The 15,099-nt window shown below is 34.1% G+C and carries 7 protein-coding genes; 6 read left to right on the top strand and 1 reads right to left on the bottom strand.

The genetic code is table 11. The features are described 5' to 3' along the window. Window positions 1-46: 46 nt before the first annotated feature. Window positions 47-4,003, bottom strand: a complete 3,957-nt coding sequence (locus AC4FRF_RS06405) for a hybrid sensor histidine kinase/response regulator transcription factor (RefSeq protein WP_491158661.1) — start codon at window positions 4,001-4,003, stop codon at window positions 47-49. 385 nt (window positions 4,004-4,388) lie between these two features. On the opposite strand from AC4FRF_RS06405, the gene AC4FRF_RS06400 reads away from it, so the two are divergent. From AC4FRF_RS06400 to AC4FRF_RS06375, 6 genes are all read left to right on the top strand, one after another. Then, window positions 4,389-7,400, top strand: coding sequence for a SusC/RagA family TonB-linked outer membrane protein (locus tag AC4FRF_RS06400; RefSeq protein WP_491158660.1), 3,012 nt, complete (start codon window positions 4,389-4,391; stop codon window positions 7,398-7,400). 17 nt (window positions 7,401-7,417) lie between these two features. Continuing rightward, on the top strand, window positions 7,418-8,941 hold the full coding sequence (locus tag AC4FRF_RS06395) for a RagB/SusD family nutrient uptake outer membrane protein (RefSeq protein ID WP_491158659.1): 1,524 nt from the start codon (window positions 7,418-7,420) through the stop codon (window positions 8,939-8,941). 84 nt (window positions 8,942-9,025) lie between these two features. Next, window positions 9,026-10,201, top strand: coding sequence for a cellulase family glycosylhydrolase (locus AC4FRF_RS06390; protein WP_491158658.1), 1,176 nt, complete (start codon window positions 9,026-9,028; stop codon window positions 10,199-10,201). A 100-nt stretch (window positions 10,202-10,301) separates the two neighbouring features. Beyond that, window positions 10,302-11,357, top strand: coding sequence for a glycoside hydrolase family 43 protein (locus AC4FRF_RS06385; RefSeq protein ID WP_491158657.1), 1,056 nt, complete (start codon window positions 10,302-10,304; stop codon window positions 11,355-11,357). A gap of 3 nt (window positions 11,358-11,360) precedes the next feature. After that, window positions 11,361-13,112, top strand: coding sequence for a sugar-binding protein (locus tag AC4FRF_RS06380; protein ID WP_491158656.1), 1,752 nt, complete (start codon window positions 11,361-11,363; stop codon window positions 13,110-13,112). A 166-nt stretch (window positions 13,113-13,278) separates the two neighbouring features. Continuing rightward, window positions 13,279-15,096, top strand: coding sequence for a glycoside hydrolase family 2 protein (locus AC4FRF_RS06375; RefSeq protein ID WP_491158655.1), 1,818 nt, complete (start codon window positions 13,279-13,281; stop codon window positions 15,094-15,096). The last annotated feature ends 3 nt before the right edge of the window (window positions 15,097-15,099 follow it).

Here is a 15,099-nt window from a genome sequence, read left to right as displayed (position 1 = left end):
TGCTATCTGGACTTTTTAGTACTAACTAAATAAAAAAACCTCCTAACTATTTTTTCATAGAAATATAATCCGAAGGTGACATTTTGAAATGTTTTTGAAAATTTCTACCAAAACTGGTTTGTGATTTATAACCTACCATCTCGGCGATTTCATACATTTTATAGTCTTCATTAATCAGTAATTCCGCTGCCTTTTTCAATCTAACAACGTTAATCAATTCATTCGGACTCAAATTCGAAATATCCTTAATTTTTCGGTACAAGGTTGATCTACTCATATTCATAATCTCAGAAAGCGATTCAACGCTTAAATTTTGATCCGTTATGTTTTTTATGATTTCTTCATCTAATTTTTTCAGAAATGCTTCATCGGTTTTATTGTGGGCGATACTTTTGATATGTGAAAGCGGGGAACTCGCATAATATTTCATGATTTGCTTCCTGTTTTCTATCAGATTTAAAGACTGTACTTTTAAATATTCCATAGAAAAAGGTTTGGCAATATAGGAATCCGCTCCCACTTCAAGTCCGTCAATTTGGGATTTCAACGAATTTTTGGCAGTTAATAGTATAACCGGAATATGACTGGTTTCGAGATTGGTTTTGATTTTTTTACAAAGTGTAATTCCATCCATAACGGGCATTTCAATATCACTTATTACTAGGGAAATATTTTCATTATGAATCACTTCCAACGCTGCTTCTCCATTACTCGCATTAAAAACAATATAAAACGGAAGTAATTCCTTTGTTATAAACTGCAATAAATCTTCATTATCCTCCACAACCAAAATGGTGTTTTTCTCACTTTTGGTTTCTGGCTCTGGAATTTTATTTTCGTTACTTTCTATATCTTTAGCCTGTTCGTCATACAACATAAACTCCTCTTCCTGATGCAAAGGCATTATCAGTTCAAAAACGTTCATCTCAGGCTCAAAAAAAACCAACTGCAAACTTCCATTATGAAGCTGTGCTAAGGACTGCGCTAAAGACAAGCCGATTCCGGTTCCTGAATTGTTATCCATATTATCACCCCTGAAAAAAGGTTCAAAAATCTTGTCTTTCAAATGACCCGGAATCATATTCCCGTCATTCTTGACTATTAATTTTAGTTTTTTCTCATCCCTGATTAAACTCACAACAACTTTATTTTCAGAATATTTAATGGCATTACTGAATAGATTGCTCATTATTTTTTTCAAAGCTTCTTTATCCACAAAAGCATAAATATCCCTTTCGCTTAATTCTAATTTGAAATCAATATTTTTTTCTTCAATAAGCTGGCTAAACCTAAGATGCATATTCCGCACTATTGACGAAATATTAGCCTCGACAAAAGTGAGTTTCAAACCGCCAATTTCTGTTTTCCGAAAATCTAAAAGTTCATTAACCAATTTTAATAATCGGGAGGTGTTTTTTTTCATTATCGAGAGATTCTGCGGAATCTCGGGCGTTTCATATTCAAACTGCAACAGTTTTTCCAGAGGACTCTTGATAAGCGTTAAGGGTGTTTTTATTTCGTGGGCTACATTGGTGAAAAATTCAATTTTAGCTTGATAAATTTCTTTTTCTTTTTCATCATTCAGATGTTTCAATTTTCGGTTATTTTTTAGCTGACTCAAATGATTAGAATAGCGAATAATCATAAACAAAGCATAGCATATCAATATAAAATACAATAAATACGCATACGTACTGGCCCAAAACGGAGGACTGATTTTTATTTTAACAGCAATTTCTTTACTCCAAACCCCAAAACTGTTCAGCGATTTCACTTTAAAAACATAAGTTCCCGGAGAGAGTTCGGTAAAGAAAACTTTGTTATTTCTCTCTAAATAAACCCAATCTTTATTTACATCTTCGAGTTTGTACCAATATTCCGTCAACTCAGCTCCAGTGTAATTTAAGGCCGCAAACTCAATATTAAAAGACGACTGATCGTGTTCCAACTCCAACTCCTCAATATATGAAATTGATTTTTTTATTGGCGAATTTTCATCCGTTACCTGAACATCCTGATTGTTGATTTGCAAACCAGTTATAAAGGTTTTAGGTGCATATTTATTTTTAGTGAAATTTTTAGGATTAAAACTAATCATTCCGTTCAGATTTCCGAAATACATATCGCCGTTTGCATCTTTAAATGCTGAATTATAATTAAACTGGTCGCTTAACAAGCCATTTGCTGTAGTATAAATTTTAATTCTGTTTTGTTTTGGGCCAAACTTCACTAAGCCTTTTGAGGTTGTTATCCATAAATTATTCTGATCATCCTCTAAAATAGAATAGAAAACATTGCTCGGAAATCCGTTCTTGGTGTTGAACTTTGTGAAAGATCGGCTGGCTTTATTAAAGAAATTCAATCCGTTTTCTGTGGCAATCCATAAATTCTTTTTAGAATCCTGAAAAATAGAATTGATAGAATTATTACTGATCCCTTTTATGTCCTTGTAGTTGTATCTGAAAATTTCATTTTTCCTGTTTTTAGGATTATAAAATAACAATCCGTCCCTGTAAGTTCCAGCCCAATAATTCCCTTCACTATCTTCCATAAATGACGTATAATGCATATTTTCCGGAAAACATTTAAGCACATCAAAATGATCCAATAATGGATTGTATTTGTAAATCCCTAACGAAGTTATAACTAAAAGTTCCTTCTTCTTTGTTTCATAAAAACTGAAGATAAAATTGCTTCTGAGGCCTCCCACTTCGTTATTAGCACTGTAATGCTTAATCACTTTCCCTGATTTGCTATCTAAAACATCTAAGCCATGCTCAAAAGTCCCTATCCAAATTTTGTCTTTCCGGGCTATTAAAGCATGAATGTTGTAATAGGACACTGAGCCTTTTCCTGTTCCTGGTTTGTATGAAGTAAAAACCTGAGTTTTGGGATTGAATTTATTCAAACCAGCATCTTCTGTACCAATCCAAAAATCTCCGTTTTCATCTTTGTGAATTTCCCTGACCGCACTACCATTAATCGAATTTTGATTATTTTTCGGAAAATACTTTTTAAATTGAGTATATTGTTTTTGATGATAATTTATCCCTCCAAAATAAGTCCCAATCCAAACGCCATTTTCTTTATCAATCGTAATCGAATAGGCCGCATTATCCGAAATACTAAAAGGGTCATTAAAATCTTTTTTTAGATTGGTATATTTTTGAGTTTTTATATTATAAATAAAAACTCCCGATTCGCTGGCTATCCAAATTTCATCTGCTCCTTTCTTTTTAAATTGTCTTACAAACAATGACTCTTTTACAGAAAATGGCAACACCGCTGTACTTTTACTAATGCGGTTATACCACAGCACACCATTTTCTTGGGTACCTATTACTATATTATTTTTATCCAAAGCATAAATCACCGTAATCCTGTAATTCATTTTGGACGTAGTTTCATTTTCAAGTGAAATAGTCTCAAAAGACAAACTTTCTTCTGAATAATGATATAGTTTATTTAAAGACGAAACCCATATTTCCCCCTTTTCATCTCTTGTGACAGAAGTAGCTATAAAATAACGATTAGGATTGAATGTGGTTGTCTCTTTTTTAAGTGTAGAATATTTATAAAGAATATTGCCCGAAATAAACCATAAATTTCCATGATTATCATGTTCAATTGCTGCAATTCTATCATTTATTGCTTCATTGAGAACACTAAAACGATCTGATTTTTTATCATATTTATACAATCCTTTATCTGTACCAACCCAAATAATCCCTTTATATTCATGTAAGGATTGAATATAGTTACTTCCTAAACTATGAATTGGATCGGAATTACCGCGATAAGTCTTAAATCGATACCCATCAAAACGATTTAAACCATCTTTGGTACCAAACCACATGAAGCCATCTTCATCTTGTAATGACGACAAAACAGTATTATTAGACAAGCCATTTTCTACCTGATAATGCTTAAAATAATAATCTTGCGCCTGAACAAAAGGTGTAATTAAAATAAAAAGAATAAAATATACTAAGAATTTACGCATGTTTGTGATTTTGATGTTAAATGCCGATTTCAACGAATCGTCCCAATCTTATTCAAAATGTTGCAACAACCTAATTTTATAGCTTTAAAACAAGAATTTGCATCATTTCCGATAAATATTGACACAAATGAATAGATTTTTTTTGAATTAAAATAGCCTACTTTGAATTTCCAAATAAAAAAGATATCGATATTTTATTTAGAACAAAATTATTATATCAATAAAAAAAATAGCTATTAATAAAACAATTACTAATTTCAAAAAAAAATGAATTCAAGTTTAATAACAAATGTTATTGATTATTTTTTTTCTCGAATCAGAGACGATTAAATCTAATAATCATTACTATACCAAAACGAATAAAACTATTTAAAATGAAAAATAAATGAAAACAGAAACCAACCAAATTTTTAAGAAGAGATATTATCTCTTGCTTTTTTTTAGTTTTTTACTACAACAAAGTTACGCCCAGGAACAAATTAAAATTACTGGAAAAATAACCTCGGCTACTAATAGAGAAGCTATTCCATTTGCCAATATACTTATTAAGAATACAACAAGTGGAACCACATCCGATTTAGATGGAAATTTTTCCATAATGGCTAAATCAGGTCAAATACTTGTAGTAAGCTATCAAGGATACAAAACAAAGGAAACTAATATAAACAAAGAAACGGTAATCAATATTTCTTTAGTTGAAGACATTCTTGCATTGAATGAAATTGTAGTAGTAGGCTACGGATCACAACAAAAGAAAGATCTTACCGGTGCAATTTCAGTAGTTAAAGCCGAAGAAATCCAAAAAAGACAAGTAACAACAGTTGCCGAAGGTTTACAAGGTCTGGTAACCGGTGTTAAAGTTAGAGGTGGAGGAAGACCAGGACAAGAAGCCGGTATAGAGATTCGTGGTCTTAAAAATCTTCAAGGAACCAATCCTCTTTACGTAGTTGATGGTTTAATTACTACTGCTAACAGGGATTTTAATCCAAATGACATCGAAAGTATTCAGGTTTTAAAAGATGCTTCTGCGGCCGCAATTTACGGATCAAGAGCGGCAAATGGTGTAATTATTATTACAACTAAAAAAGGAAAAAAAGGTCCTTTGAAAGTTGAAGTTTCCTCAAAAACGAGTTTTACCAACATGCCAACGTACGATTTAATGGGCACTGAAGAGTTTGCAAAACTTAACAATCAAGCTTATGATAATGCAGGTATCCCAAGACAAAATCTTAATATGGCAGTTAATACAAATTGGCAAAAAGAGGTTTTTAGCACTGGGTTAATTCAGGATTACAACGCTAGTTTTTCTGGAGGTGGAGACAATTCAACCTTTTTTATGTCAGGAAATTATTTTGGAAACAAAGGAACTGTTGTGTCAACAGACTTCGATAGAATTTCGTTCCGTGTTAATTCTAGCGGTTCAAAAGGAATTTTCAGCATTGGTCAAAATTTAGCTATCAGTAATTCAAAAACAAACGAAATGTCCGGTAATCCAATTATCGATGTATACCGATTATTACCTACAATTCCGGTCTACGACTCTAGTAACCCTGGAGGTTATGGTTACGGAAAAGCCGACGTAGCCAGTACTTTTGGAACAAATCCATTAGCATTAGCCGATTTTCTTGATACTACAAACGAAAATTTTAGAATTAGAGGAAATATTTGGTCTGAATTGAAATTTACATCATGGTTAAAATACCGTTTTAATTTTGGTTATGAAACAAGCTTTGACAGCTACAATTTTATCAGAAAATTAGGCAACTGGACTTTAAATCAACCTTTTGAACAATCTTTCATTAATCAAAACAAGGGAAGATCTGAAACACAACTTTTCGAAAATACCTTAACATTTAAAAAAGAATTTGGAAAACATAATCTTACTGCATTAGTAGGGCAAACTTTCCAAAGAGATAATTACAACCAAATAAGTGGTACAAAGAGAAATCTTCTCGTTAATCCAAGCACTGGATCTTATTTTGATGTTTTAAATTTAGGCGATTCTCCTGAAGTAGGTGGATTTAGAGAAGAAGCAGCACTAACATCATATCTGGGAAGATTGGAATACAACTATGACGATCGCTATTTATTCAATGCTGTTTTTAGACGTGACGGTTCTTCAAAATTCAGCGATGGTAATAAATGGGGGAATTTCCCATCAACTTCATTAGGATGGAGAGTAAGCAACGAACCCTTCTTTAAAGTAAATTTTATTAAAGATTTAAAACTTAGAGCCAGTTATGGTGAATTAGGTAGTGGTAATATCAGAAATTACGAATACCAAGGTTTCATCAATACAAATGGTGCTATTGTTATGGGAAATGGACAAAATTTGTATCCTTCAGCAACACAAGTAAGATTGGCTAACTCTGAATTGCGTTGGGAAAAACTAAAACAAACCAATTTTGGAATGGATTTAGGAATCCTAAACAATGATTTGCGTTTTACAGCTGATTATTTCATAGCCCGTACCGAAGATGTATTATTTGGATTTCCAATTTTGATGACTACTGGAAATGATGGAGGAAATCCAATTTCAAATGCAGCAACTGTAGAAAACAAAGGTTTTGAATTTGAATTGGCTTACAACAAAAAAATCAATGATTTTTCATTTAATGCTTCTTTAAATTTCACCAAATTAAACAACAAATTAGTTTCATTAGGTAACGGTCAAAACGAACATATTCAGGGTAACACAATTACCAGAAAAGGTAATGCTGTTGGAATGTGGTATGTTTTACAAACAGATGGATTGTTCCAAAACCAAGATGAAATTCAAAATTATGTAAGTTCAGATGGAACTGTAATTATGCCAAATGCACAACCGGGTGACATTCGATTTAAAGATGTTAACGACGATGGTGAAATTACAAACGAAGATAAAGACATAGTAGGAAGTCCTTGGCCAGAATTTGAAATGGGTTTCAATGCTGGTGCTTCCTACAAAGGGTTTGATTTCTCTATGAACTGGATTGCTTCTCACGGAGCTACTATCTACAACGGTTTTAGAAGTACAGTAGATCGATTTGATGACGACAGTAATTACAGAACTGGTATCAAGCCTTGGACAGCAGAAAACCCAAATACTGATTTCCCTAGAATTGTAAAAGGAACCACCTTGAATGCAAGAGGAGATAGTGATCGTTTTTTAGAAAGCGGCGATTTCATCCGACTTAAATACATCGGATTAGGTTATAACCTGCCTGAAAATATTTTACAAAAAGTTGGTCTTACAAGCGCTCGCCTGTCTTTATCAGCACAAAACATACTTACAATTACTAAGTACAAAGGTTTAGACCCAGAGTTCAGTAACGGTAATATTTTTGAAAGAGGTGTAGATATAGGTTCTTTTCCAAATTTAAGAACATATTCTTTTGGTATTGAATTTGCCTTTTAATTTTAAAAAACAGTATAATGAAAAAAATAATTATAACAACAACAGTTTTGATAGGCCTTCTTTTTACATCTTCATGTGATAATGAACTTGTACAAAGTAATCCAAATAGCCTAACAACAGAACAGTATTGGAAAACTGAAAGCGATGCACAAGCCGGTGTAAATTCTATTTATGCAATGTCCTACAAAGATGGTTTATGGGCCAGATGGATTTATTTCCGTTTGGATTTGACTTCGGATGAAGGCTATAGTAATAGCCCATGGATTGAATTAGCCGATTGGACAAGATTCAATTATATCAATTATAATTTTTGGGAAGGAAATGTAGTAACCTGGAGAGATACTTACAAAGCTATCTTTAGATGCAATCAGGTAATAGCCAATGTTCCTAATATTTCGTTTCAAAACGAAGATGATAAGAAAAAAATTATTGCTCAAGCAAAATTTTTAAGAGCCATGCATTACTACTATGCTGCAGTTCTATGGGAAAATATTCCAATTGTTTTAGAACCATCATCTCCTACTGATCTTCCGGTTCAAAAAAATGTTACTGAAGTTTGGGCACAAATAGAAACAGATTTGAACGAAGCTTTCACCGATTTGCCTCCACAATGGGGAGCTGATCAAACTGGAAGACCTGATAAAGGTGCAGCTAAAGCATTCTTAGCCAAAACATACATGCAACAACGCAAATGGCCAGAAGCAAAATTAGCTTTGGAATATTTAATTACAGGAGCAGGAGCAAGATATAGTTTGGTTTCAAATTACAGAGATAATTTTACTGATGTTAATGAAAACAACAGCGAGTCTGTATTTGAAATTCAATTTGGAGACCAAAGAAAAGGCGGAACAGATGAAAGTCAAAGTGCTGCTGTTTCCAGTAACCGTGCTCAATTTTTTGCTCCAAGAAGTATTGGATGGTCTGACGGACAAGCCAGAATGTGGTTAGTTGACGCTTTCAAAGAAGAAAAAAACAAAGACAATGGCTTAGACGTACGCTTAAGATACACCTTATTTTATCCTGATTTGTTGGCCGATTTTGGAGACAAAACCTATAACAAAACCTGGCAATGGGGAAATGAAGCCTGGTTTAGAAAAGGCAGCAGGGATTATTATAGAGATAATGAAGATTATTACAGTCAGGTTAACTATAGATTAATTCGTTATGCTGATATTTTATTACGCTATGCCGAAGTTTTAAACGAAACAGGAAATACTGCCGATGCCTACCAATACGTAGATATGGTAAGAGCTCGTGTAAATCTGGAAAAATTAGCTATTGTTCATCCAGAAATTGGAAATGATAAAACTAAATTCTTAGAACGATTGAAAATAGAAAGAGTTTTAGAATTGACAGGAGAAAGTGTTCGCTGGGAAGATTTAAAACGTTGGGGAGATTTAGACACTCAAACTTCTGTTGATAAAATCGCACTTCGTGATCCTGATTTCAACAATTTTGTTGTTGGAAAAAACCATAGATTACCTATACCTCAAGTAGAAGCTGACAATAATCCAAATTTAGATCAACATCTTGAATATTAACAACTAATTTTTTATGGGAATGGTTTACAGAATCATTCCCATAAATTTAAGGAACATCTACTTGTTCCATTAAAATATATTACAATGAAAACGACAAAACTTTATCTGGCACTTATGCTGGCAGGGACACTATTAATTAGTTGTAACAAAACTAAATCAAATTCAGAAGAAAATAACCCAGCAACAACTACTGTTGAAAAAAGAGAAATTTGGACAAAAGAACAGGCCAAAACATGGTATGCAAAACAGCCGTGGCTTGTAGGGGCTAATTACAACCCAAGCACTGCCATAAATCAACTGGAAATGTGGCAAGAGGAAACTTTTGACCCTAAAAGAATTGATGAAGAACTAGGATGGGCTGAACAAATTGGGATGAACACCATGCGTGTTTACCTTCATGATTTATTACACAAGGATGATGCTGAAGGACTTTACAAACGCATGAATAGCTTTTTAGAAATTGCCAATAAACACCATATCAAAATCGTATTTGTTTTATTCGATTCTTGTTGGGATCCATTTCCAAAATCCGGCAAACAACGCGCTCCACAACCACATGTCCACAACTCTGGCTGGGTACAAAGTCCAGGTCAAAAAGTGTTGCAGGATACTACACAATATCCTCGCTTAGAAAAATATGTGAAAGAAACTGTTGCTGAATTTAAAGACGATAATCGTATCCTGGCTTGGGACATTTGGAATGAGCCAGACAACATGACTGGACCATCTTATGAAGCGGTAGAAATCAAGAATAAAGCCGAATTAATATTACCTCTTCTGGAAAAAGCGTTTCAATGGGCAAGATCAACTAATCCATCACAGCCTTTGACTTCAGGCGTTTGGGTTGGCGATTGGAGTGATGAAACTAAAATGCAACCAATGCACAAACTACAATTAGAACAATCAGACATTATTTCTTTTCACAATTACAACAAGCCACAGGATTTTGAAAAAGTAATCAAGCAATTGCAACGTTACGGAAAACCAATGATTTGTACAGAATATATGGCACGCCCAAACGGAAGTACTTTTGAAGGCTTTTTACCAATTGCAAAAAAGTATAATGTAGGAATGATCAACTGGGGATTTGTTGATGGCAAAAGCCAAACAAAATATTCCTGGGACAGCTGGACTAAAAAATACGATTCGGAACCGGAACTATGGTTTCATGAAATATTTCATACTGACGGTACACCTTACAAAAAAGCAGAAACTGATTTAATCAAAAAATTAACTACTGAAGCGAATAAAAAGAATTAAACAATTATTTATTGCCACAGATTCAAATGATTAATCCTTTAATCTGTGGCAAAAATAATCCAAAATAGAATTTCAAATTCATAAGTTAAAAACAACACTGATGAAGAACAACACATTAAAACAGCTCTTTTTTTTAGGAATATTATTGTTTGGATTTTTCGCAAATGCACAGCAGCCCACCCCACCCGGACAGCTAGAAGGCAATGCAAAACCAAAAAACGAAGCCTATTTGTTTGCACACATGACACATTCGGATTACGGCAGACTGTATTATTCTGTAAGTCTTGATGGCTTGCATTGGACTAATTTAAACAACGGAAAAAGAGTTTTCCCTGAATATCAAGGACACCCGGATATTTGCAAAGGTCCAGACGGCAAATACTATATAACAGGCAACACCAGCGATGATTCACCAGAAATTAATATATGGGTTTCTGATGATTTAATAACTTGGAAAAAGCATGCTGTTTATACGCCAGATCTAAAAAGCACACCTGATTATTCCAACGCATTGCAAAGAATAGGTGCTCCAAAATTGTATTATGACAAAGACTCAGCAAAATTTATACTAACCTGGCACACGCCTCACAAACCAGGGTCTAAAGAAGATCCCGAAGCTTATTGGGCAAGCCAAAGAACCCTTTATGTGTTATCAAAAGATTTAAAAACATTTGAAGGTACTCCAAACCGATTATTTGATTGGGATATGGGAACAATTGATGTATTCATCAGAAAAGTGGGAGATTCCTATTACGCCATTTTAAAAGATGAAACCTACCCTACTTTATATTGGACAACGGGAAAAACCATCCGAATTGCTAAATCAAAATCGTTATTAGGACCTTACTCCTTGCCTCAGGAATCAATCAGTCCAAATTTCAGAGAAGCTCCGATGTTGATTCCATCTCCTGATGATAAAATCTGGTATATGTATTACGAGCAATACCCGGGAGTTTCTTACGGATTATCTATTTCAGATAATTTAAACGGACCATGGTTTCAGGCATCAGGATATACTTTTTACAGCGATTGGGACAAATACAGCCTACCTGAAAAAGCAAGACACGGTTGTATGATTACCATTTCTACAAAAGAGTATAACAATTTGGTGAAAAAATTTGGTTTAACCAAAACAGAATCAAATCCTAAAAAGTAACAAATGAAAAAAATAAATTATGCGTTTCTAGGACTTATATCCCTTTCATTACTTTCCTGTAGCGACTCTCAGGATGAAAATAATGAAAAACCAGTTGTAGAAAATATTGCATCCAAACCAGCTATTGAAGGTATCAGAATCGCTTGGGATTACACGACTTTAATTCAAGTTTCGGATAAAAACAGTACAAATTACAATGGATACGCCAGACTAGTGCAATTAAGCGATAAAAAATTAATATGTACTTATGAATCTGGTGGTGCCATTTTGGTTAAAACCAGTTCTGATTTTGGCAGCACTTGGAGTATACCTATTACGGTAGTTTCCGGAAATACTTTGGTGAATATGACCACACCGGATATTTTACAATTAAAAGATAATTCTATTTTAATTTGTTATAATCCAAGACCAATTGGCAACGGAAACAACACCGAAAAATTTTCTATCAATACAATTAAAAGTTATGATGGAGGCTTGACCTGGAAAGAAAATCAAATTGTATATGAAGCCAGTTCAGAATTTGAAAATGGCTGTTGGGAACCTTCGGCATTACAAATTCCGAGTGGCGAAATTCAATTGTTTTTTTCCAATGAAAATGTGTATCGCAATTCAAATGAACAAAATATTTCCCTGATTCGTTCTTCAGATAATGGATTAACATGGTCAACAACTCCAGAAATTGTGAGTTTCAGAGCAGGAAAAAGAGATGGGATGCCCTCTCCTATTCTATTAAAAAATCAAACCGAAATTGTTTTTTCTATTGAGGACAATGGCATTGATAATCAATTCAAACCGTATATCATTCGAAATTCAATTACCGAAAACTGGAAACAAACTGTCGATGCAAACAGCAATAACCGAAACTATGCTTTGGAAGAAACATTGAGTAATCCGATTTATGCCGGTGCACCATATTTGTCACAAATCAGTACAGGGGAAGTTATAATGTCTTATCAGGGAACTGAAAACAGAGCTACAAACGATATCAACAATGCCGATATGAAAGTTGTTATTGGGACAAATGAGGCTAAAAAATTCAACCGAAAATCAACTCCTTTTCTACTTTCCAGCGGAAAATCAGCTTTATGGAATAGTATAAAAGTTCTCGATGATGATACCGTTGTTGCATTAACCACCACAAATCAATTTTCAAATTCTTCACAAGTTTGGATGATAAAAGGACGTGTTATACCTGAAATTAATGTAACAAAAGAAACACCTTTAATTGATGGACAAAGTAATGAGGGGATTTGGCAAACAGAAAGTCCTATTTTTATTGGCCAAAAAAGTAGCACTCAATTAGACGCCAATTTTACCTATGATAGCGAATATTTATATGTTTTTGCCCAAATAAAAGACAGTCAAATTGTAAGTACAGATGCTTTAACCGGAAGTGATGGTTTTAATTTATATATAGACCCTAAAAACAGAAGCCTAATTGCTCCGGGAAAATCAATTTTCAAACTGGAATTAGGACATTCTAATCTTTTTTCAATATACGAAGGAGAAAATAGTAAGTGGAAAAAACTAAACAGTTCGCAAGGAATTGCAACAACAACGGTCAAAACTTCAAACGGTTATCGAACAGAAATTAAAATACCGTGGATCACATTAGGCGGAATACCTGCAAAACAAACCAGAATAGGTTACAACATAGAACTTAGAGAAAAAGGAGTAAATAATTATACCGAAAGTATTTCAACCAATAGTATTGACAAACCTTATTCTTGGTCTACTTTAAAGCTGGTAAATTAATATCAAAACAGGGCCTTTTATTAATTTAAAACGTCACAAAAAATTTGGTTAGTTAGTGGTTTGTTTAATTACCAGACCGTTTTTAAATGGTCTGGTAATTTATTAAGTCACAGAAAAAGAAAATAGCGCTTCAATTTTAATGAGGTACACCAAAATAAATATACCAATGAAAAAAAATGCAACAGTACTCCTCTTTTTGTGCTTAGGATTATCACTATCCGCGCAATGGAAACCTGCAGGAGAAAAAATAAAAACAGAATGGGCGAATAAAGTCAATCCCAAACAGGTACTTCCTGAATACCCCCGTCCTATAATGGAACGTAAGGAATGGAAAAACCTTAACGGATTATGGAATTATGCCATTCAAGAAGCTGGAAAACCAGCTCCTGCAAAATATGATGGCCAAATTCTGGTGCCATTTGCTGTCGAATCCAGTTTATCAGGCGTGATGAAAGAAGTGGGTGCTAAAAATGAGCTTTGGTACAATACCTCTTTCGACATAGCATCCAACTGGAAAGGACAAAATATTTTGCTTCATTTTGGTGCGGTAGATTGGGAAACTGAAGTTTGGTTGAATGGGATTAAAATAGGTTCCCATACTGGCGGATACACTCCATTTTCTTTTGACATCACTCCTTTTATAACCGGAAAAACACAGCAATTAACAATCAAAGTGTGGGATCCTTCCAATGATGGGCCGCAACCAAGAGGAAAACAGGTGAAAAACCCAGAAGGAATCTGGTACACGCCAGTTACTGGAATTTGGCAGACAGTTTGGATAGAACCTGTGAATAAAAAGAACATTACAACGATTAAAACCACCCCAAATATCGATCAAAATAAGATTACTATAAAACCTGAAATTGCGGGAGCCAGTTATGGAGACGTAGTCGAAGTAAGTATTTATGATGATTCAAAAACAATTGCTACAGGAAAAGCTTCCGTTGGAAAAAACTTGGAAATCATTTTAAATAATCCCAAATTATGGTCTCCGGAATCTCCTTTTTTGTACAAAACCAATGTAAAATTAATTAGCAACGGAAAAGTTGTCGACCAAGTAAAAAGTTATTTTGCCATGCGAAAAATTAGCTCTAAAAGAGATGCAAATGGCGTAGTTAGAATGCAATTAAATAATAAAGACTATTTTCAATTTGGTCCGTTGGATCAAGGTTGGTGGCCTGACGGATTGTACACTGCTCCAACTGATGAAGCGTTAAAATATGACATTGTTAAAACCAAGGAATTAGGTTTTAATATGATTCGCAAACATGTTAAGGTAGAACCGGAACGTTGGTACACCCATTGCGACGAAATGGGAATTTTAGTATGGCAAGACATGCCAAGTGGAGATGACCAGCCTTTATGGCAAAATAAAAAATATTTTGAAGGTACTGAATTACAAAGAACTCCCAAATCGGAAGCAATTTATAGAAAAGAATGGAAAGAGATAATGAATCATTTGCATTCTTATCCAAGCATTGTAGTTTGGATACCTTTTAATGAGGCTTGGGGACAATTTAAAACGGTTGAAATTACCGAATGGACTAAGAATTATGATCCAAGTAGATTAGTCAATTCGTCCAGTGGTGGAAATCATTTTCAAACGGGCGACATCTTGGATTTACACAATTATCCCGGCCCTGAATTGTATCTTTATGATGCCCGAAGAATTACCGTTCTTGGTGAATATGGAGGAATTGGATTGCCTCTGGAAGGTCATTTATGGAAAGAAAACGACAATTGGGGTTATATCAAGTTCAAGAATGCTACCGAAGTCACTAATGAGTACATCAAGTATGCCAATGAACTGAAAAAATTAGTCAAAACTGGATTCTCAGCCGCAGTTTACACCCAAACGACTGATGTAGAAGGTGAGGTAAATGGATTTATGACTTATGACCGAAAAGTGGATAAAATGGATTTCGAAAAAATAAGCGCCATTAACAAAGAAGTTATTGATGCTCTAAATCACAAATCAAACTAAAGC

The sequence above is a fragment of the Flavobacterium sp. ST-158 genome (genome assembly GCF_058309975.1).
This window is presented reverse-complemented; position numbering and strand designations above follow the sequence as displayed.

Coding starts and splice junctions, on each gene's coding strand:
- AC4FRF_RS06405 (WP_491158661.1), bottom strand. CDS start 4,003: ATGCGTAAATTCTTAGTATATTTTATTCTTTTTATTTTAATTACACCT.
- AC4FRF_RS06400 (WP_491158660.1), top strand. CDS start 4,389: ATGAAAACAGAAACCAACCAAATTTTTAAGAAGAGATATTATCTCTTG.
- AC4FRF_RS06395 (WP_491158659.1), top strand. CDS start 7,418: ATGAAAAAAATAATTATAACAACAACAGTTTTGATAGGCCTTCTTTTT.
- AC4FRF_RS06390 (WP_491158658.1), top strand. CDS start 9,026: ATGAAAACGACAAAACTTTATCTGGCACTTATGCTGGCAGGGACACTA.
- AC4FRF_RS06385 (WP_491158657.1), top strand. CDS start 10,302: ATGAAGAACAACACATTAAAACAGCTCTTTTTTTTAGGAATATTATTG.
- AC4FRF_RS06380 (WP_491158656.1), top strand. CDS start 11,361: ATGAAAAAAATAAATTATGCGTTTCTAGGACTTATATCCCTTTCATTA.
- AC4FRF_RS06375 (WP_491158655.1), top strand. CDS start 13,279: ATGAAAAAAAATGCAACAGTACTCCTCTTTTTGTGCTTAGGATTATCA.